At 52.6% G+C, this 24,753-nt stretch carries 33 protein-coding genes; 23 read left to right on the top strand and 10 right to left on the bottom strand.

Annotated features, from left to right (window positions below; translation table 11 throughout):
• Positions 1 to 214: 214 nt before the first annotated feature.
• From JOE25_RS20945 to xis, 17 genes are all read left to right on the top strand, one after another.
• The gene (locus JOE25_RS20945; RefSeq protein WP_209638529.1) at positions 215 to 409 is read left to right on the top strand and encodes a hypothetical protein; all 195 of its coding nucleotides are present in this window, start codon (positions 215 to 217) and stop codon (positions 407 to 409) included.
• On the top strand, positions 384 to 1,055 hold the full coding sequence (exoX, locus tag JOE25_RS20950) for an exodeoxyribonuclease X (protein ID WP_209638531.1): 672 nt from the start codon (positions 384 to 386) through the stop codon (positions 1,053 to 1,055). Before JOE25_RS20945 ends, exoX begins: the two co-directional genes overlap by 26 nt.
• A complete protein-coding gene (locus tag JOE25_RS20955; protein ID WP_209638533.1) occupies positions 1,055 to 1,720 on the top strand; it encodes an ATP-binding protein in 666 nt (221 codons plus the stop codon). Before exoX ends, JOE25_RS20955 begins: the two co-directional genes overlap by 1 nt.
• Complete coding sequence (locus tag JOE25_RS20960; RefSeq protein WP_209638535.1) at positions 1,720 to 2,406, top strand: hypothetical protein; 687 nt, start codon at positions 1,720 to 1,722, stop codon at positions 2,404 to 2,406. Before JOE25_RS20955 ends, JOE25_RS20960 begins: the two co-directional genes overlap by 1 nt.
• Positions 2,407 to 2,498: 92 nt before the next feature.
• Positions 2,499 to 3,341 (top strand): chromosome partitioning protein ParB, encoded by an 843-nt coding sequence (locus tag JOE25_RS20965; RefSeq protein ID WP_209638537.1) that lies wholly within the window; start codon positions 2,499 to 2,501, stop codon positions 3,339 to 3,341.
• Positions 3,325 to 3,663 (top strand): hypothetical protein, encoded by a 339-nt coding sequence (locus JOE25_RS20970; protein WP_209638539.1) that lies wholly within the window; start codon positions 3,325 to 3,327, stop codon positions 3,661 to 3,663. The genes JOE25_RS20965 and JOE25_RS20970 overlap by 17 nt, the downstream gene beginning before the upstream one ends.
• A complete protein-coding gene (locus JOE25_RS20975; RefSeq protein ID WP_209638541.1) occupies positions 3,660 to 3,833 on the top strand; it encodes a hypothetical protein in 174 nt (57 codons plus the stop codon). The genes JOE25_RS20970 and JOE25_RS20975 overlap by 4 nt, the downstream gene beginning before the upstream one ends.
• A complete protein-coding gene (locus JOE25_RS20980) occupies positions 3,830 to 4,114 on the top strand; it encodes a hypothetical protein (RefSeq protein WP_209638543.1) in 285 nt (94 codons plus the stop codon). The genes JOE25_RS20975 and JOE25_RS20980 overlap by 4 nt, the downstream gene beginning before the upstream one ends.
• Positions 4,107 to 4,391, top strand: coding sequence for a hypothetical protein (locus JOE25_RS20985; RefSeq protein WP_209638545.1), 285 nt, complete (start codon positions 4,107 to 4,109; stop codon positions 4,389 to 4,391). The genes JOE25_RS20980 and JOE25_RS20985 overlap by 8 nt, the downstream gene beginning before the upstream one ends.
• Positions 4,388 to 4,723, top strand: a complete 336-nt coding sequence (locus JOE25_RS20990) for a hypothetical protein (protein ID WP_209638547.1) — start codon at positions 4,388 to 4,390, stop codon at positions 4,721 to 4,723. Before JOE25_RS20985 ends, JOE25_RS20990 begins: the two co-directional genes overlap by 4 nt.
• Positions 4,713 to 5,228, top strand: a complete 516-nt coding sequence (locus tag JOE25_RS26615; protein WP_245210036.1) for a hypothetical protein — start codon at positions 4,713 to 4,715, stop codon at positions 5,226 to 5,228. The genes JOE25_RS20990 and JOE25_RS26615 overlap by 11 nt, the downstream gene beginning before the upstream one ends.
• A gap of 2 nt (positions 5,229 to 5,230) precedes the next feature.
• Entirely contained in the window at positions 5,231 to 5,506 is a 276-nt protein-coding gene (locus JOE25_RS21000) for a hypothetical protein (protein ID WP_209638550.1), read from the top strand.
• Positions 5,503 to 6,123 (top strand): hypothetical protein, encoded by a 621-nt coding sequence (locus JOE25_RS21005; protein WP_209638552.1) that lies wholly within the window; start codon positions 5,503 to 5,505, stop codon positions 6,121 to 6,123. Before JOE25_RS21000 ends, JOE25_RS21005 begins: the two co-directional genes overlap by 4 nt.
• Positions 6,124 to 6,181: 58 nt before the next feature.
• The gene (locus tag JOE25_RS21010) at positions 6,182 to 6,439 is read left to right on the top strand and encodes a hypothetical protein (RefSeq protein WP_209638553.1); all 258 of its coding nucleotides are present in this window, start codon (positions 6,182 to 6,184) and stop codon (positions 6,437 to 6,439) included.
• A 464-nt stretch (positions 6,440 to 6,903) separates the two neighbouring features.
• Complete coding sequence (locus JOE25_RS21015) at positions 6,904 to 7,281, top strand: hypothetical protein (protein WP_209638555.1); 378 nt, start codon at positions 6,904 to 6,906, stop codon at positions 7,279 to 7,281.
• Between the two features lie 15 nt (positions 7,282 to 7,296).
• A complete protein-coding gene (locus JOE25_RS21020) occupies positions 7,297 to 7,479 on the top strand; it encodes an ANR family transcriptional regulator (RefSeq protein ID WP_112347617.1) in 183 nt (60 codons plus the stop codon).
• Between the two features lie 246 nt (positions 7,480 to 7,725).
• Positions 7,726 to 7,980 carry an excisionase Xis gene (xis, locus tag JOE25_RS21025; RefSeq protein ID WP_235437218.1) on the top strand — a complete coding sequence of 85 codons (255 nt, stop codon included), beginning with the start codon at positions 7,726 to 7,728 and terminating at the stop codon, positions 7,978 to 7,980.
• Here the strand turns inward: xis and JOE25_RS21030 are convergent.
• Complete coding sequence (locus JOE25_RS21030) at positions 7,958 to 9,187, bottom strand: site-specific integrase (RefSeq protein ID WP_209638557.1); 1,230 nt, start codon at positions 9,185 to 9,187, stop codon at positions 7,958 to 7,960. The genes xis and JOE25_RS21030 overlap by 23 nt on opposite strands.
• 787 nt (positions 9,188 to 9,974) lie before the next feature.
• Between JOE25_RS21030 and JOE25_RS21035 the strand changes: the two genes are divergently transcribed.
• The gene (locus JOE25_RS21035; RefSeq protein WP_209638559.1) at positions 9,975 to 10,814 is read left to right on the top strand and encodes a hypothetical protein; all 840 of its coding nucleotides are present in this window, start codon (positions 9,975 to 9,977) and stop codon (positions 10,812 to 10,814) included.
• On the opposite strand, the gene rseC is transcribed toward JOE25_RS21035, so the two are convergent.
• The 4 genes from rseC to rpoE are packed head-to-tail and all read right to left on the bottom strand — an operon-like array spanning position 10,811 to position 13,502.
• A complete protein-coding gene (gene rseC, locus JOE25_RS21040; protein WP_209638561.1) occupies positions 10,811 to 11,287 on the bottom strand; it encodes a SoxR-reducing system protein RseC in 477 nt (158 codons plus the stop codon). The two genes, JOE25_RS21035 and rseC, sit on opposite strands and share 4 nt — an antisense overlap.
• Complete coding sequence (gene rseB / locus JOE25_RS21045) at positions 11,287 to 12,243, bottom strand: sigma-E factor regulatory protein RseB (protein ID WP_037422102.1); 957 nt, start codon at positions 12,241 to 12,243, stop codon at positions 11,287 to 11,289. The genes rseC and rseB overlap by 1 nt, the downstream gene beginning before the upstream one ends.
• Positions 12,243 to 12,896, bottom strand: coding sequence for an anti-sigma-E factor RseA (rseA, locus tag JOE25_RS21050; RefSeq protein ID WP_037422105.1), 654 nt, complete (start codon positions 12,894 to 12,896; stop codon positions 12,243 to 12,245). The genes rseB and rseA overlap by 1 nt, the downstream gene beginning before the upstream one ends.
• 30 nt (positions 12,897 to 12,926) lie before the next feature.
• Positions 12,927 to 13,502 carry an RNA polymerase sigma factor RpoE gene (gene rpoE, locus JOE25_RS21055; RefSeq protein WP_012146382.1) on the bottom strand — a complete coding sequence of 192 codons (576 nt, stop codon included), beginning with the start codon at positions 13,500 to 13,502 and terminating at the stop codon, positions 12,927 to 12,929.
• Between the two features lie 213 nt (positions 13,503 to 13,715).
• On the opposite strand from rpoE, the gene nadB reads away from it, so the two are divergent.
• Complete coding sequence (gene nadB, locus JOE25_RS21060) at positions 13,716 to 15,317, top strand: L-aspartate oxidase (protein ID WP_209638563.1); 1,602 nt, start codon at positions 13,716 to 13,718, stop codon at positions 15,315 to 15,317.
• Positions 15,318 to 15,356: 39 nt separating this feature from the next.
• On the opposite strand, the gene JOE25_RS21065 is transcribed toward nadB, so the two are convergent.
• On the bottom strand, positions 15,357 to 16,139 hold the full coding sequence (locus JOE25_RS21065; RefSeq protein WP_245210037.1) for a tRNA1(Val) (adenine(37)-N6)-methyltransferase: 783 nt from the start codon (positions 16,137 to 16,139) through the stop codon (positions 15,357 to 15,359).
• Positions 16,140 to 16,238: 99 nt separating this feature from the next.
• On the opposite strand from JOE25_RS21065, the gene srmB reads away from it, so the two are divergent.
• Complete coding sequence (gene srmB, locus JOE25_RS21070) at positions 16,239 to 17,564, top strand: ATP-dependent RNA helicase SrmB (protein ID WP_037422118.1); 1,326 nt, start codon at positions 16,239 to 16,241, stop codon at positions 17,562 to 17,564.
• Positions 17,565 to 17,624: 60 nt separating this feature from the next.
• On the opposite strand, the gene JOE25_RS21075 is transcribed toward srmB, so the two are convergent.
• The 3 genes from JOE25_RS21075 to grcA form a co-directional block, all read right to left on the bottom strand.
• Positions 17,625 to 18,383, bottom strand: a complete 759-nt coding sequence (locus JOE25_RS21075) for an ankyrin repeat domain-containing protein (RefSeq protein ID WP_209638566.1) — start codon at positions 18,381 to 18,383, stop codon at positions 17,625 to 17,627.
• Entirely contained in the window at positions 18,376 to 19,338 is a 963-nt protein-coding gene (locus JOE25_RS21080) for a DUF2974 domain-containing protein (protein WP_209638568.1), read from the bottom strand. Before JOE25_RS21080 ends, JOE25_RS21075 begins: the two co-directional genes overlap by 8 nt.
• 195 nt (positions 19,339 to 19,533) lie before the next feature.
• On the bottom strand, positions 19,534 to 19,917 hold the full coding sequence (grcA, locus tag JOE25_RS21085) for an autonomous glycyl radical cofactor GrcA (protein ID WP_020828267.1): 384 nt from the start codon (positions 19,915 to 19,917) through the stop codon (positions 19,534 to 19,536).
• 344 nt (positions 19,918 to 20,261) lie between these two features.
• Here grcA and ung point away from each other — a divergent pair, with 344 nt between their 5' ends.
• Positions 20,262 to 20,945, top strand: a complete 684-nt coding sequence (ung, locus tag JOE25_RS21090; protein ID WP_209638570.1) for a uracil-DNA glycosylase — start codon at positions 20,262 to 20,264, stop codon at positions 20,943 to 20,945.
• A 52-nt stretch (positions 20,946 to 20,997) separates the two neighbouring features.
• Here the strand turns inward: ung and grpE are convergent, their stop codons facing one another.
• A complete protein-coding gene (gene grpE / locus JOE25_RS21095) occupies positions 20,998 to 21,570 on the bottom strand; it encodes a nucleotide exchange factor GrpE (RefSeq protein WP_037422128.1) in 573 nt (190 codons plus the stop codon).
• Between the two features lie 124 nt (positions 21,571 to 21,694).
• On the opposite strand from grpE, the gene nadK reads away from it, so the two are divergent.
• Both nadK and recN read left to right on the top strand, forming a co-directional pair.
• Positions 21,695 to 22,573: an NAD(+) kinase gene (nadK, locus tag JOE25_RS21100; RefSeq protein WP_209638573.1), complete on the top strand. Its 879-nt coding sequence runs from the start codon at positions 21,695 to 21,697 to the stop codon at positions 22,571 to 22,573.
• A gap of 86 nt (positions 22,574 to 22,659) precedes the next feature.
• Positions 22,660 to 24,321 (top strand): DNA repair protein RecN, encoded by a 1,662-nt coding sequence (recN, locus tag JOE25_RS21105; RefSeq protein WP_209638575.1) that lies wholly within the window; start codon positions 22,660 to 22,662, stop codon positions 24,319 to 24,321.
• The last annotated feature ends 432 nt before the right edge of the window (positions 24,322 to 24,753 follow it).

Here is a 24,753-nt window from a genome sequence, read left to right on the forward strand (position 1 = left end):
TGCGCTAACTACTACGCAGTCCGCCAAAACATCAAAACGCTTCAGCATCGCCTGCGCTGCATACAATCACAGCGGAGGTCAACATGGTTAGCCTAAATGCACGGATCCAGCATAAACACGATTTGAATGGCGGCCACTTTGCGACAAAGCGTCGAGGCAAACACGTTTTTTATCTGACCGTTCTTTCTTTGTGCCTGCTGGCAGTAGGCGCTGTATGGAACTGACGATTATTGAAACGCCGACGCGTCAACAGCTCGCCGCAGAATACCTCATCCTTTCCATTTGCATCGCCAACAAACTGGACGCTTCCGACCTAGATCGGTTAGCGAGCCGACTGGCTCAAATTGACGCCGTCGCCGATGCCCGAACTGTTGGAACAAATCATGAGCATTACCTTTCGTGTAGTTGATACTGAAACCACCAGCTTTGAGGGCGGCGTGGTCGAGATTGCCAGCGTCGACATCGTTAACGGTGTTATTTGCAATCCCATGAGCGACCTTGTGCGCCCTCCTGAGCCCATCGGGTTCGAGGCCATGGCCATACATCACATCACTGAGGAAATGGTCGCTGACGCCCCGCTGATTGACGAGGTGATAGGCCGCTACCTTGGTGCCGATCTCTATGTTGCACACAATGCCGCTTTTGACCGTGAGAAGCTTCCGCAAATCGCGGGCCCATGGATTTGCACGCTGAAGCTGGCACGCAAGCTGTGGCCTGAAGAGCGGCATGGCAACCAGTATCTGCGCTATCGCTTCGGGCTTAAGCCCGATGTGCCTGAAGGTCTCTATGCCCACCGTGCGCTCTATGACTGCTACGTTACGGCAACCAACCTGCTTTACATGAACAGCATTGCGCGCTGGAGCATTGCGCAGATGCGCGACATAACGACCAACCCGTCTCTGTTGCACGCCATGCCATTCGGAAAACACAAGGGCAAGACCTTCGTTGATATCGCCGCCGAGGATCCTGGTTACTTCCGTTGGGCCCTGGCAAATATGGATTTGAACGAAGACCAGGAATACACGATTAAACAGGTTATGGGAGCAATGTTCTGATGGGCATACCCGTGCTAATTCTTGGCGATTCCGGCTCTGGAAAGTCTGCCAGCATGATGAAACTAAACCCCGAGGAGGGGTTTCTCATCAACCCGGAAAATAAACGCCTCCCCTTTAAATCGTCCGGTTGGACACCCCGAAACTTCGACAAAAAAACCGGCAATGTATTTTTCACCGATTTAGCCAGCGACATCGTGCTGATTATTCAACACGCAAGGCGTGCAGGTAAACGGTTTGTCGTAGTAGACGATTTTCAGTACGTCATGGCGAATCAGTTTATGCGCCGGCGCAGTGAAAAATCTTTCGAGAAGTTTACTGAAATTGGGGGCGGAGCCTGGGACGCCATACGGGCCGCGCAATCAGCGGACGATAGCCTGATTGTCTACTTCTTGGCGCACACCGAAGAAACACCCGGCGGCCGCGTGAAAATGAAAACCATCGGCAAAATGCTTGATGAGAAAATCACCGTAGAAGGCATGTTCACCATCGCGCTCAGAACCGGTGTTGCCGACGGCCGTTACTACTTCACCACGCAATCCGATGGAACTGACCCAGTTAAATCACCTATCGGACTTTTCGACTCATTTCAAATCGACAATGACCTGAGCGCCGTAGACGCGGCGATCCGTGACTATTACGAACTTAACGACGGAGTAACCGAATAATGCAACCAATGTTCACTTTTGACGACGAATCAGCGCGTACCGCTGGCGCAGGCGGAGCATCAGAAACTGGTGCTTATGCAGGTAATATTAGTGCCGCCATCTTCACCACCGGCAGAGACTCGCAATCTGAAGCCATGGAGTTCTCTATCGATTCCGATGTGGGGAAAATTAACTACCTACGCATCAACTACAAAGGCCGTGAGGGCCAACCATTGAAGCATGGTGCAGCGCTGATAAATGCGATCATGGGACTCACCAAAGTGAAGCAGTTAAATGCCGTCGAGATGACCAACGGTGACGGCGAAATTGAGTTGCACTGCAAAGAACTGGAAGGCAAGCCGATCGGTTTCGTATTGCAAAAAATTCTCTATACCAAAAATGACGGCGGTGACGGTTATAAGTTCGATGTTAAGCAGGTTTTTGGGGCCAACACACGGAAAACCTACAAAGAAGCAATCGACAACACCCCTGCAGAAGCTGTTGCCAAGCTGCTGGCCGTTCTTAAGGACAAAGATGAGCGTATTGCTAATGATGCCCCGCAACATTCGGGCAGCCAGCAACAGCGCTCCATGCTGGGAAATAACGCCAACCAACAACCTCAATCCAGACTTCAGCAAGCATCCGCCAACAGGCAGAATCAGAACACCCAAAGCGCTCCTGACTTCGACGACGATATCCCCTTCTGAGCTGGCCTCTATAAAACATAGCCCTGCCATTCAGGGCTAAGGCTTCTCTACGCCTAAATTTCACAACCTTGATTAAATCGGCAGGAAAACCAATGGCTAACTCATTTAAGCAGATGTTCAACAACGGAACTATCAAGCGTCCTGATGGCCGCATGACGATGCTTCTGGATGACATTCACGTCCAGGAGGGGTTTAACAAGCGAGTCGAAAACGAACACACCCTGGCGGAAGACGAAAAACTTTTTCAGCACCTTATGAAGGGTAAGCAAGTCCCGCCATTAGAAGTCAGGCCGCGTGATGATGGCGGTGTTTGGGTCGTAGAAGGCCACCGCCGTCGCCGTGCATATAGTCGCTGCCGTGACGCTGGCAAGCCGATACAACGCATACAGATAATTCAATTCACCGGGAACGATGTAGAGCGTATCGCACGCATCATGAACAGCAATACCCAACTCCCCTTATCCCCTTACGAGCAATCACTCGTCGTGAAAGAGCTGGCTGGGTTCAACCTTTCCCCTGATGAAATCGCCGCATTGGTCGGCAAGAGCCGCGCTACGGTCGATAAGCTGCTGGCATTCAGCCAAGCAAATCACGATGTTCAGGCGCTTGTTAGAGAAGGTTCTGTTGCCGTTGATGCTGCTGTAGACCGTGTGAAAGAGCATGGCGAAGCGGCAGGAAAAGTGCTTGCCGTTGACGTCGAAAAGGCAAAGAAAGCAGGAAAAAAGAAGGTCACCAAGTCCTTCATCACCCCCTTATTCAGCGCGACACGTGCACGCAGATTATGCGAGCTGCTCTATGACGCCTCGCCAATGCTCCGCGAAGAGGGTGACGTTCTGCTGCTCTTGCCGGGAACCAGAGAAGAAATAAACAAAATCCTCAACGAGTACCGGCAACAGAACCCTGCTCAGGAGGCCTGTGATGATCAAGCGCTTTAATCCTGACTTTTTGCTGAGCATTTCTCATGAGAACGCTTATATGCGTGAAACCCCGGAGGGTGGTTACGTGGACTATCGCGACTATGCATCCCTGTTTGCTGAACTGGAGGCTGTGAAGGCCAAGTGCGATGCGCTGGCTGTGGAGAGTGGGAAACTCAAAGAAATGAACAGCAGCCTGTGCGCTGAACTGCAGGAGTATGAGAGCGATAACGATGATTTCGGGCCAGCACCGCAGTCGGTTGTTAACTGCTTCGCACTGCTCACTCCCAACACTGACGCCGCCCTTGCCTGCCCATGTCATGGAGGTCCGAAAAAACCATGAATAAATGGATATGGCCTATCAGCAAGTTCTGGACATTCACCCCGCAAGGCTGGGTATTAGCCGTGGCATGGAATATCTGCGAACTGCTGCAAATCAGGATGCCGCATGCGGAAAAAGCTTTCGGCGTAATCATCGGCAGGAAAGGTAACAAAGTGCGGGAGGCCAAATGAAAGAGCGCCCAGTGATGCAGAAGCAAGCCAAATACCCCGGCGACTTTGACAGTCTGGAAATCCGCAAGCTGTTAGATGGCCTGGTGTCTGCGCATATCTCCGCCGCCATTGCCGGTGAAAAGATGAAGACAGCCGACCGCAATCGCGACCTGGCCACCATCAAGGAAAGCATCGTAAGTGCCGCGCACCTGGTTCGCTCGATTATTGAAGAGCGAGAAGGCGTCTGGCTGAACGGCATTAACTCTGCTGAGGATTTCTGCAAGGAGGCCCAGCATGGCTAAGCGTAAGAGCAACATCATCGAAAGCGCATGCAGTTGTGGTGAGCTTATCAGTATCGAAATCAACTGCACTCAGCGCATCGGACGTACTGACGGGAAACGACCATTTTATCCTGATGAAAGTGTTGAAGAGAAATTGGCCGGGACAAACCTTGACCCGAAAAACTACCCAGAGAACGGCGTTACCACCTATCGCTGCCGTAAGTGTGGTGAGTGTGTAGATGAAACTGTTCCAGGCGCTGGATTTGAACGGGCTGAAGCCCAGGAGAAAGCATTATGAGCAAGCAGACCTACATCGAAGATTTGCAACATGCATACCTCAATGAATTACAGGCTCGTCGCATTCGCACGTTCTCTCCATACAAAGGCATGTGCCAAGAGCGCTGGCTTGAAGTCTGCAATGCGTACAACAGAAACCAGACGCGCAAGGCACGTCGCAACATCGGCAAAAGCAACAAGATTGGCGGCAGAAAGACTGGTAAAGGCATGTGCGGATTTTTGCTTGAGTTGAAAATGTGGTCGGGTTTTACCACCAGAAATCGCGAATCACTTGGCTTACCAAAGCGAGTCTACCGCATCAGCCATAGCGGGGTAATTTCTTGTGAACAATAAGCTGAGCGAACTGAGCAAGCCGGTGTGTACCGACGAGCGCCCATGCATCAACTGTTTTTCGGGGAACGGGCCATGCACCGTTGAAAATGTCACCGCTGCCTGTGACATGAAAGATCCCGTAGCTTATAGCTGGATAGGGTATCCCAATCGAAAGAAATTAACTCGCCTCGAACCTGAGCAGTGGAAGCAGCCGAGAAATATTGAGCGCCTCTACTCGCAAGAGTACGTATCCGCCCTGCTGGCAGAGCTGGAAGCGAAGGATAAGCGCATCGCTGAACTTGACGGCATCCTTGAGGTTTCTCAGGGGGATTTATCCGACACAGAAGACGCTATGCATTTATGGGCTGAGCGCGCCAAGACAGCGGAAGCCAAGCTGGCTACGCCGGTGCGGTTGCCAAAAACAAACGGCTATTGGACGGAGCAAGAAAAGGCGTTTGAGAATGCGATTACGCTGGCTAAACGCGCAGTGCGGAAGGCTGGCTTCACCGTAGAGGGGGATGAGTAGCCATGCCGACACATTCCGAGCTGATCAGCTTCACGCGGGACAGAAAGGAGAACACAACGACCAGCATCTATCACACCGAGCAGCATTCACACAATGCCAGAACGGTGGTTGAGCAGGAGCTGATTATCAAAGGTGAAGGCATGTTCCGGCGATATACCGCCGATATGCGCTTTGATGACTTCCCGGCTTGCGGCTCTGAGCGAGAAGCGGCCCTGAAACTTGCCGATTGGATGCAACGCCTTAGCGCTGCAATTGAAGATCACTGGAGCCAGCCATGACAAAGACACTAACGACTGATCGTTTGAAGCAGATTACCGACGCGATATCGGCAGAGCCGCACGATTACGAATCAATCTACGACTCTATCAAGCATGGTGAAATTGCTGCAATGGCCCGCGAACTCCTGGCTAACCGGGAGGCGCAGCCGGTGGGGTTCTATACCACCGTATCAGGTCGAAAAGGTGTGGTTTGGCATAACGGCGCGCCTGAAGATGACACCGCCATTTACACCGCCCCGCCTGCGCCAGCAGTGCCGGACGAAAAAGCAATTACGCCATTTTTCGACACCATAGCACTCGACACTGCGAAGATGGTTATGTGCGATGTAAATCGCCGTAGTGATTTCCTTGGAGGCGACATTCAGCTACTGGCCCGCATACAATGTCGTGTAGATGACGCCTGCCGCGCCGCAATGCTGGCTCAACCTGTTAGCCAGGGGTGCGAGTTGCCAGACAACGTGCGCGAAGCCCTAACCTTGGCGCTTCAGGCTATGGAATTTATGGGCGACACACTGAATAACATCGATGCGGTATGTACCGAAGATGTTGAGTATGTGACTCCAGCCTTCACGGCGGTACGCGGGTTGCTGGCAGCAGCTCCGGAGGGCGGCAATTGACTCCCGCCAAACCATAATTATACTGTATGCATAAACAGTATTTTTAATGGTGAATATCATGGCTTCAAATGAACTCGGCTATCAAGTCGTCTATCGCGGTGAAATGCTTCCCTACTTTGTCGATGGCGGCTGGGTGTTCTTCCAGCGTCTCAAGGAGTACGGCGGCGGCTACTGGCTCGGGCGCACATACAACGATGCATTTATCTTCGGCTTAGAGCGGCCAACGTCGCTGTTTGAAGGCATCCATTTCATCTTAGCTACGAGGTATGTAGAGGGAAACGCAGATAAGTTTGACGACGATTTCACCCTCACTTAGAAGGAAATCACACATTGCAGTTAATGCCTGACGATAACGAAATCCTCGAACGGCTCAGCGCTACCGGCTCCACCCCTGATTCAGTTGCAAACCTGCTCCGCTGCGCCGGTTACAAAAGTATGACCGGAATAGCCATTCGCAGGCGATTGCAGAAACTGGAAAAAGAAAAAGCTGTTGAGCGCGTTCGCCGCCCAGACATCAAAAAAATCTGTTGGGCCCCAACCACAAAATAACACTTCCCCACCGGTAAAAAATGAAACCTCGAATTCCGCAACGAATCAGCATCAAAGCTGATGGGGTTCTGTGCGCCTACAGAGAGGGCCAAAAGACACCCACCCGAACCTATCAGCACAACTACTTAACGCTGCCAGTAGCCCGCTGCTGGCGAATGCTATCGAAAGACAACGGCAATTCATGGGAGGTCATGTCCCATGAGCGATACAACACCCAGATAAGGATTTGAAATGAGCAACTTTGAAATAATTGAATGGCTGATTAAAGACGGTGGTCACTACACTCGGGATCAGCATATTTCTTTACTGCAGATGAATTTTCCTGATGTTGAAATCACTGAGACGAAAGTAACCGCGATTCGCCAGTCCATGACCACTTCACGCTTTGTAAAAGTCGATGTTATCCCAACAAAAAACAGTGGCCGGTTAGTAAAGGTTCTTTCCGTAGACCCCGAGTACAAACGCTATTCACGGATACGTAACCGTGAACCTGAAATTGTCCCGCGAGCATGGTTGAACGACGAACCGAAGAGCGTTGTTGATTGCATCAAGCGCGTCCAATGGTTCAACCAACTTCTTTCCCCAGTAACCCACCAGCGCACCTACTAACACCGGAGCATCATCATGACATTTGGATATAAAAACTTAGCGCACCAGGCCGCTGAGGCAGAACGCCGCGCCCATTATTCTGACGCGGCCAGTATTTGGCTTAAAGCATTCGAAGTGGCTCGGGCAGTCGATGTGGTGTGGGTACAAATCCGCATCGATTTTTGTGTCAACGCGGCATCGCGCAACTGGGGCAGATAAAATGCAACCTGTCGCTGATACCGGCAGCATTCAGAAAAACCTTCTCCGTAGCACAGCCAGAGAGCTTCTAAAAGATTTCGACTCCCCCACTAACAAACTCACCTTTCGACAGCTACTCGACAAACACGCAGTGAAAATCGCTCCCTATTGGCCTAAGCATCCACCGGCATGGCTGCGGCTTAACTGTGAGGTTCATCGGGTGCGGGAAGGGAAATAGCAGAGGTAATCATGAACGACCATAGCTGGATGACAACATCGAAAATTTGCAGTGAACTGGGGTTCTCTTCACGAACTCTCGAACGATATCGGAAAAGAAACCCAGAAAATAACCCATTTCCTGAACCGGACATAACTGCGGTCGGCGCACCGAATAAATGGTATCGCCACAAGGTCATTACTTGGCAGGAGGCAGAAACCAAAATAGAGCGAGATAAACCGCTGGCATCACTCCACGCGGCACGTAGCAATAGAGGCAGATTTACCCAGCGGAGCGGGGCTTGAACTCAACGACGTCAGGCTCAGTTATGCTCATCAGCCTTGCCCACCACTTCGAATACGCCACCCTCATTTCATCTAAATAAGTATGTTTGTCATACACAGCCCATACCCCCGGAAGCATGTGACCCAGCATTATCTCAGCAATGTGTGGATCAGTGAGATCAGAAAAGTTGGTACGGGCTGTGCGGCGCAAGTCATGCACGGTGAAATGAGGGACATTCACGCCATACGCTTTAATCATAAACAAACGCAGATTAGCCGGAAGGCTGAGATGGTTTCCCGATCCCATAGGCCCATTTTTTTTGCTCGAAAATAAAAACTCGCCTTCAGCAAGTGATATCACTCTTTTGATAAGTGGCACTATGTCCGCGATGATAGGTCGAATAATCGCACGTTGAGTTTTCGCCCCTGTTTTGTGGTTTTCTGGCGGAATAGTCCACACACCTTCCTCAAAATCGAAATGTTGTTTCTTGGCCAGCCGCAACTCGGATATACGGCAACCATAGAAAAGGCAGAGCTTGAGCATGATCTTGTTACGCTCGCTCATTCGACACTCATCACACCCCTTCCAAAATAGCGCAATTTCATCTCTCGAAAGTGTTCGCTTACCCATCCCTTTTTTCAAACCAAAATCTCGGCCCGTTAGCTCTGATAGTGGATTTGTTGTTAGAAGCTGACGCTTCACTGCCCAAGAATAACACTGCTTCCCGTTGCTGATGATCCGCCTGGTCACCTCGGAATAGGCTTTAGCCAGATTATCCAAAATGGTTAGCCAGTTATGCACTGTGATATCAGCCGCCGGGTATTTTCCCAGGCGAGGGAACACATGGATCTCAAAGGAGCGCAGTACCTGAGCCTCATTGCCTTTCTGGATACATACTATGCCGTGCCACTCTCGGAATAATTGTTCGAAAGTATATCGAGTGGAGATCTTCCCTCGCTCCAGGTCACGCTTAACTTTTGGATTGTCCCCCCCCACCAACACAGAAGCCCATTTTTCAACATCATCGCGTGCAGCTTTGAGGCTAAGGGCTGGGTAGCTGCCAAGAGTCATCTTGTCTTGTTTGCCGAGGAATCTGTATCGGTAGAAGAAGGTTACAGTGCCTTTTTTGGACACGCGAACCCAAAGGCCATCACGGTCGGCCTTCTCCTCTACTTTCTCACGCTCTTTGTTTAAACACGCTTTCAGGTAACTATCTGATATAGCCATTGATTTCCCCGCATCGTGTCCACGGTGGACACAGTACATATGGGCAATCATAGAATATGGACACGGATATGGACACAAAAATGATGGCTTATGTTGTCGTAGCTTGTCGGAGGGTGTCGCAGTTTGTTTTTGATGAGGCCTTGCTGTTAAAGGATTTTTTAGAAATTTTGGCGGGAGGTGTCGGAGGATGTCGGAGAGTTAGTTATCGATGTGGGCAATAATGGAGAAATTTCGTATATGCTTCATTATAAAAGTTTTTCTGCCTTGGTATTTCTGAATTACTCGCCTATAGAAACCCGCATGGACCTAAAGCGACAGTGAATGGGTTCGGCCGTCTTGCGCCTGAATCGCTGCATTCTACATGTCACAACACTGAAAACCTAGCGATCGGTGCAGTGAAGGCATTCTATTATGTAGACTTTAATGTTACAGAGCGCTCCGGGTTATGAAAGCGGATGTTAACAAAACCCAACGCCGTTATAACGCTAAGTTTCAGCAGCCCATACCGCCTCCCTTCCCTCAGGGGCTATCGTCAGGATCCCGCGTTAATACATAACCGCGAATAACGCAATAAACCCGCTCCTAATTATGGATAAAATAATATCCGTATCAATATCTTAGAATTGTAATTTGACCCAAGGGGTTTAGGAAAAAACCCATATACGCTTCCCAACGGCTTCTATAGAAATGGGGTGAACACCGCGATAAAACATAATTCAGGGCACTACATCGGCACGCCCAGCGGGGTTCACCAGCATATCTCTGCATGTTGATTGGAAGGTGCACAATGATCGATAAAGGGCAAATGCTGAGCCGGCACGATTTTTCAAAGGTCAATTGGGGCATTCTGGCAGCCGCAGCGCTGCTATTAACCACAGGGGCGGCGCTGATATTGCTGCCCCTGCTGAGCAATATGGATGAAAATGCGGTTCTGACCTTACTGCAAACCGGCGCAGCCACTATTTTACTCGGCTGTATTTTGCTGGCGCTGCGCCACTATCTGCGGCCAGCGCTAACCTATCGCCTGTACGAACAAGGTGTTCGGGTGATTAACGACCATAGCCACAAAGAACGGTTTATCCCTTTTGAAAAAATTGAGGATATTTATCGTTTCCGAGGGGGGCGTCTGTTTGGCGGATTGTTCGATGTGATGGCATTTCGTACCTCAGCCGATCAGCCTTGGTGCCCGGTCTTCAGCAACCTGTCTCATTCCTGGCGGCTGGCGGATACTATTATCAATCAGCAGATCCAGCAACGCGGGCCACAGGCGTTAAATGCCCTCTACCAAGGGGAGGTGCTGTCCTTTCACTACCTCCGCTGCGGGGCGCGTTGGTTGAACCATATGTTTCCTGGTTACCGGAAAGGGCAATCAGCTCAAACGCTACGGCTAAGTGCGACAGCGCTGATCACCTCACAGGGGGCAATTCCGATAGAACAGATACGCGAAATGGAAAATAACCCGCAACGCGGCACCATTCGCCTACTGGATAACCAGGGCAATACATTGTTTACAATAGGTTATTTTTCGCTGATCAGTGCCGATCTGTTTATGGCACTGTTGGAGCACATGATCTACAACCGCATCCCCGCCTACCATAACCCGGCGATGACGCGGCAGCCGTTTTAACGCAGAGGTTCGTTGTCCGTTTGCAGGCGCATAGCCCCAGGCGGTAAACCAATTTGCAGAACGATGGGTTGGTAATTGGCTTGCTCGCCGAGGCGATGCGCCAGGCTGCGCGCCAACATAAAGGCCGCGCCGCCACCAAGCAGTGCGCCAAGCGCGGCTGAAGCATCGGTACCCAACCAATATTGCAGCACACTGCCGCCGAGCATCATACCCAGCAACGGCGTCAAATAAACCAGCATTGCCGAACGCAACAGACTGCCTTCGGCAATGCCCACCTCAACCCGCTGACCCGGCTCGAGTGGTTGCTCGATACGCACTTGCAGTTGGTGTTCGGTTTCCGGCACCAGTTCATTCAATGCACGTGCGCCACAACCTGAGCGGGCGGTGCAACTGCCACATCCTGCTTTCGGCTCACAACGCAGCAGCGCCACACCCTGCTGCCACGAAACCACCGTGGCCCACTCTTTCATCATTATGGTGATACCTTGAAGGAAATACTGTCAGCAATACGTTTGGCCGTCGCTGGCGGCAGTTCGCCAACGATGGTGATCTCGTTACCGCTGCGCACTTCGGTCTGGATAGTCCGCCGGCCCTGGCGATAATACTGCTGGCCAGCACCGCTGCCCGCGGGACTGACATTGACCGAGAAACTGAACAGGCCATCGCTATATAGCCGCGACTCAACAGGTTCCGACACATTAGGCAATTTACGGCGGTTGCGCGCGACCTCATCAACCCCGGCCGGTAGCCAGCCCGTACTCCACCCCAACTTGATATTCTCTACAGCCGGGAGTGACAGCAACGGCGGCAGGTTAGCCTTGATCAGCCCCTGCATGGCGCTTTGCACTTGCGGCCCAACCACGAACGAAATCACCCGATATTGCTCCAGCGTTTCGCCGTCGCGATCGATCAGATCCACCCGCAGCGGCAGCTTGGTATCTTCGTCCATCCAGACAATATAGCTATAGCGAGAACCATCGCGTGCAACCACGCGGAGGACTTCACAAGGACGGTCGGAAATACGCGTGCTGCCAACGGAGATGAAGTCGTAGTATTTCGCCAGACGGTTGAAATCAGCATAAACAATGGCCGGTAACGCATCGACGATATGATCGCCAGATAACGTAAAGGGTTCCAGACCGGGTTCAAAATAGCTGATCCCACCACCGCGTTGCAGCACTTCGCGACGTGGGCCATCCATATGCAGCAATTGACCAAGAGGCTGCTGGTCGATCACCGCATGACGATAACGCAGCGACTCGATCCCCTGCTTGCTAATGCTGATATAGGCGAGTTCATAATTGAGCGAACGGCTAGCACTGCTCATCTGTTGTAACAACGCCCCGGACGCAGTGGGCTGCGCCGGGGCGATGTTTGAGTAGAGCAGGCTGCCCGTCAATAGACAGACGGAGAACCAAAGTTGCTTCATTACTGCTGTTGCATTCCTAAAGACTGGGTTCCAGGAACCTGGACGGCAGCCTGTTGTGGTGTGCTTTGCTCAAGCTGCAGCTGATCGGAATGCAAACGGCGTTGCAACTCATAATCTTGCAGCATAGCGTTAATGCGTTTACGTTGTTCCTGCACCTGCTGCTGTTGACCGCTGCCGGTTGAGAAACTGTCTGCCGGTACGCCAAGGCTAACCGGTGACGCCTGCCCCATGATCGGCAGGGTATTGAATGCCGGTGATTCAGCGGCACCAGATTGTGCAGCCGGTTGATTGTATTGCTGTACGCCTACAATCACTGCCAGCGACACGCAGGCCGCCATGCCAATCTGTGTGATCTGGCTGGCCCAAGGACGGACTTTGTCCCAGAACGGCATTTTCTGCCAGGTATGTGGCTGCGGCTGAGATTCCGGAACTGCAGAAGGAACCAGGCGCGCCGGTTCTTTCTCTAACGCAGCAGCTACACGATCTGCGATATCGAAATGCATCACTTGTCCGATATCACCCCGTAGTGTGTCACGTATCAGGTGATAGCTCTGCCAGCTTTGTTGAAGCGCTCTGTCTTTAGACAATGAACTCAGCAGCTCATTGTCGAGCGATTCTCCATCCATCAGAGCGGAAAGCTTTTCTTTCTGCATGTCTAAGTACCCTTCCTGTGTCCGCCATTGCTAACGTTGAATCAGCGGTTGAACTTTATTATCGATAGCCTCCCTGGCGCGGAAAATACGCGAACGTACGGTTCCGACCGGGCAATCCATGATGGCAGCTATCTCTTCGTAGCTTAGACCATCCAGCTCCCTCAGGGTAATCGCCATGCGAAGATCCTCAGGGAGAGACTCAATGGTACGGAAAACTATCTGTCTCAGCTCTTCTGACAACATTAAGTTCTCAGGGTTCGAAATTTCTTTTAGTGCGCCCGCACTTTCGTAATTTTCGGCGTCATTGGCATCCACATCGCTCGATGGCGGACGACGACCTTGAGCAACCAAATAATTCTTTGCCGTATTCACAGCAATTCGATACAACCAGGTATAGAAAGCGCTATCCCCACGGAACGATTCCAGTGCGCGATAGGCTTTAATAAACGACTCCTGCACCACATCAGGCACATCGCCTTGTGGCACATACCGGGAAACGAGGCTCGCAACTTTGTGCTGGTAACGAATTACCAGTAAGTTAAACGACTTCTGATCGCCCTTTTGGACCCGCTCAACCAGAACTTGATCCGTTAACTGCTCGCTCATCCGAGGTAAACTCTCCCCAAATCCGTCTCCACGCGTAAAATTGTACTGCCAGCCATACATGATTTTCCTGAGCAAGCACTCGCTTGGAGTTCATACAGAACACGAAGTTCCGTATTGCCATTGTTTTTTATGTTGATGTCACCCATCCGTGGCTTTTGCCCGGACAATTAGGCTAACATGAATTTCACTCTTCTTCTGCACACATCATACGTTATGCAACCATCATCTGAACATGTTAGCGATGTACTGATTGTCGGCAGCGGCGCTGCAGGCCTGTCATTGGCGTTGCGTCTGGCGCAGCATTGCAAGGTTACCGTACTCAGCAAGGGGCCTCTCAACGAAGGCGCCACATTTTATGCCCAAGGCGGGATCGCCGCGGTTTTCGATGAAACGGACAGCATTGCCTCACACGTTGATGACACTTTGATTGCCGGAGCCGGCCTGTGTGACAAAGACGCCGTTGAGTTTATCGCCGGCAATGCGCGCCACTGCGTGCAATGGTTGATCGATCAGGGCGTCTTGTTCGACACTGAAATCAACGCTCAGGGCGAAGAACATTACCACCTGACACGAGAAGGTGGACATAGCCACCGCCGCATTCTGCATGCCGCCGACGCCACAGGTAAAGAAGTAGAGACCACCCTGGTAGGGAAAGCAAGCAACCACCCGAATATTTGCGTGATGGAACGCCGCAATGCGGTTGATCTGATCACATCAAACAAAATTGGCCTACCAGGCACGCGCCGGGTTGTCGGTGCCTATGTCTGGAACCGTGAATTGGAACAGGTAGAAACCTACCGCGCCAAGACGGTCGTGCTGGCTACCGGCGGTGCCGCCAAGGTGTACCAGTACACCACCAACCCGGATATTTCTTCTGGCGACGGCATTGCCATGGCCTGGCGCGCAGGTTGCCGGGTCGCCAATCTGGAATTTAACCAGTTCCACCCAACCTGCCTGTTCCATCCGCAGGCACGCAACTTCCTGCTGACCGAAGCATTGCGCGGTGAAGGTGCCTACCTCAAGCGCCCGGACGGCAGCCGCTTCATGCCCGATTTTGACCCACGGGGCGAACTGGCACCGCGTGACATCGTTGCGCGCGCCATCGATCACGAGATGAAACGTCTGGGTGCCGACTGCATGTATTTGGACATCAGCCATAAACCGGCTGAATTCATTACTCAGCATTTCCCAATGATCCATGAAAAACTGCTGACGCTGGGCTTCGATCTCACCACACAACCGATCCCCATCGTCCCTGCTGCGCACTACACCTGTGGCGGCGTTATGGTTGATCAGCACGGCCGTACCGATCTTGACGGGTTGTATGCCATTGGAGAAGTCAGCTACACCGGTCTGCACGGTGCTAACCGTATGGCATCCAACTCCTTGCTGGAATGCCTGGTCTATGGTTGGTCCGCGGCGGAGGACATCAAGATGCGTCTGCCGTTTATCACGTTGGCGAAGCAACTCCCCCAATGGGATGAAAGCCGCGTAGACGATGCCGATGAACGGGTCGTGATCCAACACAACTGGCATGAGCTGCGGCTGTTTATGTGGGACTACGTGGGGATTGTGCGCACGACCAAACGCCTGGAGCGCGCACTGCGCCGTATCAATACGCTGCAGGCGGAAATTGACGAGTACTACGCAAACTTCCGTATCTCCAACAATTTGCTGGAACTGCGGAATTTGGTGCAGGTGGCGGAATTGATCGTCCGCAGCGCTATGGAACGCAAAGAAAGCCGCGGGCTGCACTATACGCTGGACTACCCGGATCTGCTGCCGGAAGCGCTACCGACCATCCTGCAACCCTAAAAGTTTTACCAAGGCGCCCGAAATGGCGCCTTTTTCATTTCAGTAAAACAGATAAAAATCAGTTATCAGACGGCGGAAATCATCCGTATAGCTGCCATCAGCCAGTTTAATTGCCAGCTTCTGCTCTACATTTGCATCCGTCGGCTGACGCGTCAGGGCCAACAATACCCGGTGTAACGGCGTATCTGCGCGATCGCTGACATTCAGCCGCTGCGCAGTGTACCAACCTCGCTCATGCGCATTGGTTTCGAAAGCTTCACCAATATCATGCGGCAACACCACGCAAAAAGCCCCGCTCGGCGCGAGCAGCTGTTCTGCACTGGCCAACAAGGCATCGTGGGTCAGGGTTTCCGTATAACGTGCATTGTGGCGTGCCTGATCGCGGCAGGCGACCGCCGGCTCAAAATACGGCGGATTGCTGACGATCAAATCGTATTCACCGGCATGATGCTGCGCGAAATCGTGAATGTCTTGCGCATGCACCTCAATACGCGGCGACCACGGTGACGCCAAAACGTTATCACGTGCCTGACCCGCAGCCGCCTCATCAAGCTCGACCGCGTCGATCAGCACGCTGTCGCTTGAACGTTGCGCCAGCATCAGCGCAATTAATCCGCTGCCACTGCCGATATCCAGCACTCGCTGTGCCTGTGCCAACGGCGCCCATGCCCCCAGCAGCACACCGTCCGTGCCCACTTTCATTGCGCAGCGATCGTGAGCAACAAAAAATTGTTTAAAGGTAAAGCCACCGCGACGTGGCGTAAAATTCGCTTTCGATTGAGTGCTCACAATAACCACCTGGATACAAAACTGGCGTAGCATAAGGCAATCTGATTTTTGGGAAAAGAGATGCTTTCCGCTTAAATAGGTGAAGAAAGCGGCCAACCCGTCTATAATCGGCGCCCCAAGTAGAGGTAGACCATGACAGTAACCAATTTTTCCGAGCTCGAACTCGATGAACGCCTGATAAACGCCCTGCGCGATAAAGGCTACGAACGCCCAACCGCCATTCAAGCCGAGGCGATCCCGCCTGCGATGGATGGGCGCGACGTATTGGGTTCGGCGCCAACCGGCACCGGCAAGACCGCCGCATTTTTGCTGCCGGTATTGCAGCATCTGCTCGACTTCCCACGCAAGAAGTCCGGGCCACCGCGCGTACTGATCCTCACCCCGACGCGCGAGCTGGCGATGCAGGTAGCCGATCAGGCACGTGAACTGGCTGCTCATACTTCGCTGGATATCGCCACCATTACTGGCGGCGTCGCGTACATGAACCACGCGGAAGTCTTCAGCGAAAACCAGGACGTGGTCGTCGCCACCACTGGTCGTCTGCTGCAATACATTAAAGAAGAAAACTTTGACTGCCGCGCAGTAGAGACACTGATCCTCGATGAAGCCGACCGCATGCTTGACATGGGCTTCGCACAGGACATCGAAACGATCTCTGCCGAGACGCGCTGGCGTAACCAGACGTTGCTGTTCTCCGCAACGTTGGAAGGCGATGCTATCCGCGAATTCGCCGAGCGCATTCTGAAAGAGCCGGTAGAAGTCGAAGCGGATCCATCACGCCGCGAACGCAAAAAGATCCTGCAGTGGTACTACCGTGCCGACGACGTGCAGCATAAAACCGCCCTGTTGGTGCATTTGCTGCAACAACCGGACGTACAAAAATCCGTCATCTTCGTGCGTAAACGTGAACGTGTACATGAGCTGGCGGCCTGGCTGCGCGAGGCGGGTATCAATACCTGCTACCTCGAAGGCGAAATGGTGCAGGCCAAGCGTAACGAAGCGGTAAAACGTATGATGGATGGCCGCGTCAACGTGCTGGTTGCGACCGACGTTGCTGCCCGTGGTCTGGATATCCTGGATATCACCCACGTGTTCAACTTCGATATGCCGCGCACCGCAGACACCTACCTGCACCGCATTGGCCGTACCGGTCGTGCCGGGCGCAAGGGGACGGCAATCTCGCTGGTTGAAGCACATGACCACCTGCTGCTGGGCAAAGTCGGGCGTTACCTGAACGAGCCATTGAAAGCACGGGTCATCGAAGAGCTGCGACCGTCGACCAAAGTGCCAAGCGAGAAAAGCAACGGCAAGCCGTCGAAGAAGGTGATTGCCAAACGTGCCGCCGACAAAGAAAAGAACAAAGAAAAAGCCAAGGTAAAAGTGCGTCATCGCGATGCGAAAAACGTCGGCAAACGCCGCCAGCCAAAGGCCAAACCTGAAGACAACGGCGCGAAGTAATGCCGCCGCTGTAAATAAAAACCGCCTCCAGTTATCTGAAGGCGGTTTTTTTATGCCCGTTTATGGCTGCGTATAATGCGTTGCCTGCTGATGGGCTTTCAGCCACGTATTCAGTTGATGATAACGATCGCGCATTTCCTCATTCTGCAATGCCGTCGGCGTCTGCGAGAAATAGAACTGGAAAGTCATCCCTTGCTGATTACGGGCTTTGGCATCCGCCCCTGCCTGCAACAGCATCAGCGCCAATTGCGGTGCATTGATTTTTGCCGCTACGTGCAAAGGAGTATCCCCTAGCCGATCGCTTAGCGTGACATCCGCACCGGACACCAGCAACAGTCGCAGTTGCTCCTCCCTTCCCGCCAATACCGCAACGGCCAATGGCGTGGCCCCGGTTACCGCATGACGTAGGTTAACCGGCACACCACAAGCCAACAGCAAGCGCAGATACTGTGGGTCTTGCACTGCCGCAGCCGTATGCAATGCGCTGTTTCCATCCAAACCCGGGGTAGAAGCATCCGCCCCCAGCGCCAACAACGCGCTTAGGCTTTGCGGTTGTTGTGACAGTATTGCCCACTGCAACAGGGTGACCTGATGATCGCCCTGCCCATGCAAACGCGCCTGCGTTGCCTGTTCAGCAATACCCTTTACATCGCCACGTGCGACGGCCTGAGCCAATGCCGCATTGCTGTGCCCGTTGAACGGGGTCATATCCTGATTCATCTGTTGTCCCTTAGCCATCATCAGTAAACCGACAATCGCGATCAGCGCCAGTATGGCAATCATCACCGCCTGCCACCATGCCCGCCGCCCGTCAGGCATTGGCTTTGGTCTCCCATGGCTTTTGCTCCGCCATCGAACTGATGACCTTGTCGATACCGTGCGCCGTCAGGCTGCGATCGACATGTTTGCTCGGTCGCCAGTCGTCAATACCGCTTAAGGTGTCGTTATTGGCCAGCGTGATTTTATGTCCTATGGCATCAGGGATTAGCGAAGTGGATTCCTGTGCCCCGGTCAGCATGTCATATTGTTCGCTATAACGACGGATCCCGCCGGCTTGCGCATCCTGTTTTGCTGCAGCTGGATCAATCCCCATACGGTTCAACGTGTAATCGGACACTCCCGCAGCGTTAAAGGTAACCGCCACCGTGCCCGTCGCCAGCGCCGCCGTTGCCGCAAGGCCACCACCCAGTGAATGGCCGGCAATGACCAACGCATCGCCAAACGCCGCCTTGGCACTCTTAGCGACCGCGACGGCCTGATTGTACTGCACATCATCATACCCCGTCGCTTGGCGTACATTGCTCAGCCAGTCGCGCATATCATTGGTGCCCGCAAAGGCCAATACGTACTGTTGATTGTCACTGTAGATCCCAGCCTGAAAACCCGATGCTGTGTCATGCAGGCTGGCAGGATCAATACCCGCGCCGAGCAAGGCGCTGTCGCTCAAGCGGCTGAACCCGTCAACACCCTGGCTAGTGGTGCTGTAAACGTCTTTGGCCAACAGCGCTAGCGTGTAATCCCCTTGTTGCGATTGCTGACCACGCGTCACGCCCGAATGCGCTGCAGCCGGCGCCGTTACCGACATGTCGCTCACCAGCGTATTCAGTAGATTCTGTGCATTTACAGTGTGCGACGACACTGTGGTCGCGGGGGCGTTTACCGGGGCGGATTCAACAGGTTGGGGAGCATTCAGCGGTTCCTGTGCCGTGCGTGTTGGCGGGAGCTGAATAGCCGAGGGACTGACCGCAGAGGTAAAGCTCAAAGACATACTCATGCCGACTCCTTGTCGATAGACTTATTAATTAGCGCACCTTATGTGTGCTGTTGTAGCTATCGGCAGGTCGGAGCAGTTCTGTAATGCAGGCGGTTATCTTTGCAAGGAATGTGATCCGGATTCACTTTCTGTCCAGTTTCGACCATCACATAAAAAAAAAGGGAGCCGAAGCTCCCTTGTAAACAATACGGGTAATTACAGGCTTTCTGTAAAGGTACGTGTAATCACGTCACGCTGCTGTTCTGGCGTCAACGAGTTGAAACGCACCGCATAGCCAGACACACGAATGGTCAATTGCGGGTATTTTTCTGGGTGCTTCACCGCATCTTCCAGCGTTTCGCGGCGCAGTACGTTTACGTTCAGGTGCTGACCGCCTTCTACACGCACGGTAGATTGCATTTCCAGCGGCACTTCACGGTACTCGATCTGGCCCAGTTCGCTGACCGGTACAACCTGGTCTTCCGCATAGTTCGCTTTAGCGCAAACACAGCGAGCTTCTGATGTTTCATCGTCCAGCAGCCAGAAAGAGTTCACCAGCGCCTGGTCGTTTGCTTTAGTAATTTGAATACCAGTAATCATTTTGTTGCCTCCGTACAAGGGCGAAAAATTCTACGTCGAAAAAACCCAATGTTGGTTTCGGCCATTTGGTAAAACCATTGTTGTCTTGTTGTTCTGTATACCAGCCTGGAGTGGGCAATTCTTTGATTTAAGTCAATTTTTACGGGGTACCCACACGGCACAAGTGGGCAAGTTTATGTTTTATGTCAATTTTCCCCATAAAGCGCATCGCAATTATTTTTGTAAATTTTCAAAAATTTTTGCATTCACCACAGTAACGTAAAAATAAAAGCGGGTTTCACTGTGTGAAGCTAAACGGTAAGCTATGCCCAGTGAATTGTTAACGAAAACAAAGGAGAGCGTTTATGTCCACCTCCCTCACCTGGCATGACGTCATCGGCAAGGAGAAAGAGCAGCCCTATTTTCATGAAACGCTTGCCTTTGTTGCTGCTGAACGCCAGGCCGGTAAGACCATTTACCCACCGCAAAAAGATGTGTTCAACGCGTTCCGTTTTACCGAACTGGCGGACGTGAAGGTGGTGATTCTCGGTCAGGATCCCTACCACGGCCCGAATCAGGCACACGGCTTGTCTTTCTCCGTACTGCCCGGCGTTCCCGCCCCCCCTTCGTTAGTGAACATGTATAAAGAACTGGCGACGGATATCCCTGGTTTTGAACGCCCTAATCATGGCTGCCTGCAAAGCTGGGCGGAACAGGGAGTGCTGCTGCTGAATACGGTATTAACCGTGGAAGGTGGCCAGGCGCACTCCCACGCCAAGCTTGGTTGGGAAACCTTTACCGACAGAGTGATTGCGGCGTTGAACGAAAACCGCGAAGGCGTGATATTCCTGCTGTGGGGCTCGCATGCCCAGAAGAAAGGCAACTTTATCGATCGTAACCGCCACCATGTGTTGAAAGCGCCACACCCTTCACCACTGTCCGCCCATCGCGGTTTTCTCGGCTGTCACCACTTTTCGCAAACCAACCAATTGTTGGAGCAGCAGGGGTTAAAACCTATCGACTGGATGCCCCGACTGCCACAGGCATAACACCAGACGCAAAAAAGGCACCCGAGGGTGCCTTTTCTTTACTTAATTTCGCTTAAGCCTTGGCTTTGGAAACCGCAACCATCGCTGGGCGCAACAGACGGCCATTCAGCGTATAGCCTTTCTGCATCACCATCATGACATGGTTTGGCTGGTGATCGGCTGATTCCATCAGGCTCATGGCCTGGTGCACGTCCGGGTTGAACGGCACGTTAATGTCACCAACAATTTCGATCCCGTACTTACGCACGACGTCCTGCAGGGACTTCAGCGTCAGTTCGATACCTTCGATCATCGCTGTCAGTTCCGGATTGTTTTTATCCGCCATTTCCAGCGCGCGTTCCAGGTTATCAAGCACTGGCAACAGATCGCCGGAGAATTTCTCCAGCGCAAATTTGTGCGCTTTTTCGATATCCAGTTCAGTACGGCGACGAACATTTTCCATCTCCGCTTTGGCACGCAGCAGGCTGTCGCGTTCATGCTGCTGGGATTCGGCCAGTTGAGCTTCCAGCTCAGCAATGCGCTCATCCCGCAGATCGACGCCCTCAGCCGCTTCCGGCAGGGCTTCCTGCTGTTCCATTTCTTCCGAGACTTGCTCGTTTGGCGTCTTCTGTTCTTTACTACTCATGAATATCTCCGCGTTTTAGCATTAATCTCGCAACTTGGCTTATTATGGGGATCAAAACCGGGGTTTCAAGTCAACCGGTCACAATGTGGGGCATAAACTGGTCCCGGTGAGGAAAATCACAACAATGAATAAAAAATTCGGCTGTATTGGCATTGTTGGCCACCCGCGTCACCCTTCGGCGCTGGCAACGCATGAGATGTTATTTCACTGGCTGGTTGCCCGAGGCTATTCAGTAATGGTTGAACGGCAGATTGCCCAAGATTTGGGGCTAAAAGACGCCGTAACCGGTAGCCTGGCCGATATTGGCCAAAAGGCCGATTTGGCCGTGGTCGTTGGCGGTGACGGCAATATGCTTGGCGCTGCGCGCGTATTGGCCCGTTACGACATTAAAGTGATCGGTGTTAACCGCGGCAATCTCGGTTTCCTGACCGATCTCGACCCCGATAACGCATTGCAGCAACTGGCCGACGTGCTGGAAGGCGAGTACATCGATGAACAGCGCTTCCTGCTGGAAACCATCGTGCACAAAGAGAACCAACAGTGCCGTATCAGCACCGCCATCAACGAAGTGGTACTGCACCCCGGCAAAGTGGCGCACATGATTGAGTTCGAAGTGTATATCGACGATCGCTTTGCCTTCTCGCAACGTTCCGATGGCCTGATTATCGCTACGCCGACCGGTTCGACCGCCTACTCGCTTTCCGCCGGTGGGCCAATCCTGACGCCGTCGCTGGAGGCCATTGCGCTGGTGCCGATGTTCCCGCACACCCTTTCGGCCCGCCCGCTGGTGATCAACGGCAACAGTACTATCCGATTGAAGTTTTCCCAAATTGGTAGCGATCTGGAAATCAGCTGCGACAGTCAAATCGCGCTGCCTATTCAGGAAGGTGAAGAGGTTTTGATACGCCGTAGTGATTTCCATTTGAATCTTATTCATCCGAAGGACTACAGCTATTTCAATACGTTAAGCACCAAGCTCGGTTGGTCAAAAAAATTATTCTAAAAATTGCGCCAGCCTCTTTACTGTATATAAAACCAGTTTATACTGTATGAAACTACAGTTATGTGTTTATACACAGGAAGGTTCCCATGCTGGCGCAATTGACCATCAGCAATTTTGCTATCGTTCGTGAGTTGGAAATAGATTTTCAACCGGGTATGACTGCGATTACCGGTGAAACCGGCGCCGGTAAATCGATCGCCATCGACGCGCTGGGGCTATGCCTCGGTAACCGTGCCGACGGTAACGTCGTTCGCTTGGGAGCCGCCCGTGCCGATATCTGTGCTCGCTTTTCGCTGGCAGACACCCCGTCCGCCCGCCAATGGCTAGAGCAAAATCAATTAGACGACAGTAATGAGTGCCTGCTGCGCCGGGTGATCAATGCAGATGGCCGCTCACGCGGTTTTATCAATGGCACTGCCGTCCCCCTTTCGCAACTGCGCGAACTCGGTCAGCGTTTGATTCAAATCCACGGCCAGCATGCTCACCAATTACTGCTCAAGCCCGAGCATCAAAAACAACTGCTCGACGCCTATGCCGACGAACCTGCTCTGCTGATCCAGATGCAGCAGGCTTACCAGCGGTGGCACCAAAGCTGCCGCGAACTGGCTCACCATCAGCAACAATCCATCGAGCGTGATGCACGTAAACAGCTACTGCAATACCAATTAAAAGAGCTGAACGAGTTTGCACCGCAGGCGGGCGAATTTGAACAAATCGATTCTGAGTTCAAACGCCTGGCCAATAGTGGCCAGTTGTTGACGATCAGCCAGCAAACGCTGCAATTACTGGCCGATGACGAAGAAAACAACATGCTGAGCCAGCTTTATACCGCCAAACATTTGCTGGTTGAGTTGATCGGGATGGATGAAAAGCTAAGCGGTCTGCTGGACATGCTGGAAGAGGCTTCAATCCAAATCAGTGAGGCCAGTGATGAACTGCGCCATTATGCCGATCGCATGGATTTGGATCCGAACCGCCTGCAAGAACTGGAGCAACGCCTGTCGCGGCAAATTAATCTGTCACGTAAGCATCACGTGGCACCAGAGGAGCTGCCTCAATTGCACCAACAGATGCTGGATGAGCAACAACTGCTATCGCAGCAAGAAAACGATCACGAGCACCTGAACGAAGCAGTCACGCAGCACCATCAGCACGCCCTGCTGTTGGCAGAGCAATTGCACCAGAAGCGCCAGCATTATGCCGCCGAACTGACCACGTTGATTACTGACAGCATGCAGGCGCTCTCTATGCCGCACGGTAAGTTCAATATTGATGTGCGCTTTGAGCCGCAATATTTGAGTGCGGAAGGTGCAACGCGCACCGAGTTTTGTGTGTCCACCAACCCAGGCCAACCGCTACAGGCATTAGCGAAAGTAGCCTCTGGTGGCGAATTGTCCCGTATCGCATTGGCGATCCAAGTTATCACGGCGCGCAAAATGGAAACGCCGGCACTGATTTTCGACGAAGTGGACGTCGGTATCAGTGGCCCAACCGCCGCCATTGTTGGCCGCCTGCTTCGCCAGTTAGGCGAGTCCACGCAGGTGATGTGCGTCACTCACCTGCCGCAAGTCGCAGGCTGCGGTCATCAGCATCTATTTGTCAGCAAGCAGACCGACGGCACAGAAACCGAAACACAGATGTCGCCATTGGATAAACGAGCCCGTTTACAGGAATTGGCACGCCTTCTTGGTGGCAGTGAAGTCACCCGGAACACGCTGGCAAATGCAAAAGAACTGCTTGCTGCATAAAAAAGCTCAACTTTTTTACTTTCTTGAGGTCTGACTTTGGCGCTGTTTGCCCGACAGACCTCAAATTGTAGCAACGTCACAATTAAGCCCCTCCGGGAACTTAGTCACCCTCAGTGACTGAGGTCAACGAGGGTAGCCAACACCGCGACAATTTGAAGGATCACGGATATACCCAATAGATTTCACGTTGTAGCAAGGTGGCAACCAAGGGAACCCCCGGGAGCTTAGTCACCTCAGTGGCTGGGATAAACGAGGGTAGCCAACACCGCGACAACGTGAAGGATCACGGGTATACCCAATAGATTTCACGTTGTAGCAAGGCGGCAACCAAGGGAATCCCCGGGAGCTTAGTCACCTCAGTGGCTGGGATAAACGAGGGTAGCCAACACCGCGACAACGTGAAGGATCACGGGTATACCCAATAGATTTCAC

The organism is Serratia sp. PL17 (assembly GCF_017832355.1).
Lineage (GTDB): Bacteria > Pseudomonadota > Gammaproteobacteria > Enterobacterales > Enterobacteriaceae > Serratia.

Coding starts and splice junctions, on each gene's coding strand:
- grcA (WP_020828267.1), bottom strand. CDS start 19,917: ATGATTACTGGTATTCAAATTACTAAAGCAAACGACCAGGCGCTGGTG.
- JOE25_RS20970 (WP_209638539.1), top strand. CDS start 3,325: ATGATCAAGCGCTTTAATCCTGACTTTTTGCTGAGCATTTCTCATGAG.
- nadK (WP_209638573.1), top strand. CDS start 21,695: ATGAATAAAAAATTCGGCTGTATTGGCATTGTTGGCCACCCGCGTCAC.
- ung (WP_209638570.1), top strand. CDS start 20,262: ATGTCCACCTCCCTCACCTGGCATGACGTCATCGGCAAGGAGAAAGAG.
- JOE25_RS20955 (WP_209638533.1), top strand. CDS start 1,055: ATGGGCATACCCGTGCTAATTCTTGGCGATTCCGGCTCTGGAAAGTCT.
- JOE25_RS21065 (WP_245210037.1), bottom strand. CDS start 16,139: ATGCTACGCCAGTTTTGTATCCAGGTGGTTATTGTGAGCACTCAATCG.
- JOE25_RS20975 (WP_209638541.1), top strand. CDS start 3,660: ATGAATAAATGGATATGGCCTATCAGCAAGTTCTGGACATTCACCCCG.
- rseC (WP_209638561.1), bottom strand. CDS start 11,287: ATGATGAAAGAGTGGGCCACGGTGGTTTCGTGGCAGCAGGGTGTGGCG.
- JOE25_RS20980 (WP_209638543.1), top strand. CDS start 3,830: ATGAAAGAGCGCCCAGTGATGCAGAAGCAAGCCAAATACCCCGGCGAC.
- JOE25_RS21015 (WP_209638555.1), top strand. CDS start 6,904: ATGAGCAACTTTGAAATAATTGAATGGCTGATTAAAGACGGTGGTCAC.
- srmB (WP_037422118.1), top strand. CDS start 16,239: ATGACAGTAACCAATTTTTCCGAGCTCGAACTCGATGAACGCCTGATA.
- xis (WP_235437218.1), top strand. CDS start 7,726: ATGACAACATCGAAAATTTGCAGTGAACTGGGGTTCTCTTCACGAACT.
- JOE25_RS21005 (WP_209638552.1), top strand. CDS start 5,503: ATGACAAAGACACTAACGACTGATCGTTTGAAGCAGATTACCGACGCG.
- JOE25_RS20960 (WP_209638535.1), top strand. CDS start 1,720: ATGCAACCAATGTTCACTTTTGACGACGAATCAGCGCGTACCGCTGGC.
- JOE25_RS21000 (WP_209638550.1), top strand. CDS start 5,231: ATGCCGACACATTCCGAGCTGATCAGCTTCACGCGGGACAGAAAGGAG.
- JOE25_RS21020 (WP_112347617.1), top strand. CDS start 7,297: ATGACATTTGGATATAAAAACTTAGCGCACCAGGCCGCTGAGGCAGAA.
- grpE (WP_037422128.1), bottom strand. CDS start 21,570: ATGAGTAGTAAAGAACAGAAGACGCCAAACGAGCAAGTCTCGGAAGAA.
- JOE25_RS20945 (WP_209638529.1), top strand. CDS start 215: ATGGAACTGACGATTATTGAAACGCCGACGCGTCAACAGCTCGCCGCA.
- recN (WP_209638575.1), top strand. CDS start 22,660: ATGCTGGCGCAATTGACCATCAGCAATTTTGCTATCGTTCGTGAGTTG.
- JOE25_RS20985 (WP_209638545.1), top strand. CDS start 4,107: ATGGCTAAGCGTAAGAGCAACATCATCGAAAGCGCATGCAGTTGTGGT.
- rpoE (WP_012146382.1), bottom strand. CDS start 13,502: ATGAGCGAGCAGTTAACGGATCAAGTTCTGGTTGAGCGGGTCCAAAAG.
- JOE25_RS21080 (WP_209638568.1), bottom strand. CDS start 19,338: ATGAGTATGTCTTTGAGCTTTACCTCTGCGGTCAGTCCCTCGGCTATT.
- JOE25_RS21035 (WP_209638559.1), top strand. CDS start 9,975: ATGATCGATAAAGGGCAAATGCTGAGCCGGCACGATTTTTCAAAGGTC.
- rseB (WP_037422102.1), bottom strand. CDS start 12,243: ATGAAGCAACTTTGGTTCTCCGTCTGTCTATTGACGGGCAGCCTGCTC.
- JOE25_RS20965 (WP_209638537.1), top strand. CDS start 2,499: ATGGCTAACTCATTTAAGCAGATGTTCAACAACGGAACTATCAAGCGT.
- JOE25_RS21030 (WP_209638557.1), bottom strand. CDS start 9,187: ATGGCTATATCAGATAGTTACCTGAAAGCGTGTTTAAACAAAGAGCGT.
- rseA (WP_037422105.1), bottom strand. CDS start 12,896: ATGCAGAAAGAAAAGCTTTCCGCTCTGATGGATGGAGAATCGCTCGAC.
- exoX (WP_209638531.1), top strand. CDS start 384: ATGAGCATTACCTTTCGTGTAGTTGATACTGAAACCACCAGCTTTGAG.
- JOE25_RS21075 (WP_209638566.1), bottom strand. CDS start 18,383: ATGCCTGACGGGCGGCGGGCATGGTGGCAGGCGGTGATGATTGCCATA.
- JOE25_RS21010 (WP_209638553.1), top strand. CDS start 6,182: ATGGCTTCAAATGAACTCGGCTATCAAGTCGTCTATCGCGGTGAAATG.
- nadB (WP_209638563.1), top strand. CDS start 13,716: ATGCAACCATCATCTGAACATGTTAGCGATGTACTGATTGTCGGCAGC.
- JOE25_RS20990 (WP_209638547.1), top strand. CDS start 4,388: ATGAGCAAGCAGACCTACATCGAAGATTTGCAACATGCATACCTCAAT.